The sequence below is a fragment of the Nonomuraea sp. KM90 genome, assembly GCF_052246675.1.
GTDB lineage: Bacteria > Actinomycetota > Actinomycetes > Streptosporangiales > Streptosporangiaceae > Nonomuraea.
This window is the reverse complement of record NZ_JBQQCB010000358.1, coordinates 1-1,415: the sequence shown is the minus strand read 5'-3', so window position 1 is coordinate 1,415 and position 1,415 is coordinate 1. Positions and strand designations below refer to the sequence as shown.

The window sequence follows — 1,415 nt, the reverse complement described above, 5'->3', positions numbered from 1 at the left end:
CTAGTACTCCAGTGACACTTCGCGATCATGGTTCGGATCTGCGCTGGTAGTGGCAGTGCCGGGCGGTGGCCTGGTGGCGTCGGCGCCAGTCTGACCAGCGCAGAAGATCCGCGACGGAGCGGTGCCGGGTCAGCACGAGTGCGGCGAGCAGCCGGCGGATCTCGGGCAGGGTCAGCGGGATGCGGTCGTCGGCGGTGCTGGGTGGCTGGGCGGCGGCGATGGCCGTCAGCACGGCCAGGGCGAGCAGAGCCAGGGTCATGTGACGGTGCCAGGCCGTCCAGCCGCGCACCTGGTAGTGGTCCAGGCCGACCTGGCCCTTGGCAGCCTGGAAGGACTCCTCCACCGCCCACCGGGCTCCTGCGATCTTGACTAGGGCCGTCAGCGGCTGCCGGGCGGGCGCGTAGCAGCGGTAGAACGCCAGCTCGCCGGTGGTCAGGTTGCGCCGGATCAGCAACCACCGACAGCCCTGGGCCTCGCGTTCGTCGATCCGGGCCCAGGCCCAGGCATACCAGCGCGGCCCTTTGGCGCCCTGGCCGGCGCGGTAGCGGTGCCAGTGCCGGTCGGCCACGCGCGTGGCAACCTCGGCCGCGCTCACCTGAACCCCCTCGAGCTCGACGCGCCGGTTGCCCGCGATGGCCAGCACATATCCCATCCGGCGCTGCTCCAGGGCGGCGCGCAGGCGCGGGTCCTGGCCGTAGACCTCATCGCCGGTCAGCCAAGGAGCGCTCACCCCCGCCTCCAGCGCAGCCAGCACCATGGCGGTGGCCAGCGCGGGCTTGGTGGCGAAGCCGGTCTCGTCCGGGATGCCGGCCGCCCGGCACCGCCCGCGGTCGGCCAGCCACGTGTGCTCCGGCAGGTAGAGCCGCCGGTCCAGCAGCGCCCGCCCGGCCGGAGTGGCGTAGGCGAGGAACACGCCGACCTGGGAGTTCTCGATGCGGCCCGCGGTGCCGGTGTATTGCCGTTGCACCCCGGCCGATCCGGTGCCCTTCTTGACGAAACCGGTCTCATCCACGATCAGCACGCCGCCGGGGCCGAGCCGGTCGACGACGATGTCCCGGACATCATCGCGCACCTGATCGGCGTCCCAGCGGGCGGTGCGCAGCAACCGCTGCAACGTCTGCGGCCCGCTCAGCTGAGCGTGTTCGGCCAGGTTCCAGCAGTTCTTACGGTCAATGTCGGCCAGCAGCCCGCGCACGTACGCGGTCGCGGCGCGACGGGGTTCGACGCGGCCGAACCGGCCGGCGATCCGGGCCATCAGCTCGTTGAAGATGACCATCCAGCCGTCAGGGTCTACGCTGTGGCTCGCGGTCACCGCACGATCTTTGGTTGTCTTCACAAACTCCGAATGATCACGCGGTGGCCGTCGCCATGCGACCCCGACCCCTCAAGATCGCAAAGTGTCGCTGGAGTACTAG

General features: G+C 70.7%; 1 protein-coding gene. It reads right to left on the bottom strand.

The window, feature by feature from the left end; all coding sequences use genetic code 11:
• Positions 1–25: 25 nt before the first annotated feature.
• Positions 26–1,255 (bottom strand): IS701 family transposase, encoded by a 1,230-nt coding sequence (locus ACTWPW_RS64190; protein ID WP_375112422.1) that lies wholly within the window; start codon positions 1,253–1,255, stop codon positions 26–28.
• Positions 1,256–1,415: the final 160 nt, after the last annotated feature.

Excerpts from the sequence above, each read along its gene's own strand:
- ACTWPW_RS64190 (WP_375112422.1), bottom strand. The coding sequence starts at position 1,255 with ATGGCCCGGATCGCCGGCCGGTTCGGCCGCGTCGAACCCCGTCGCGCC.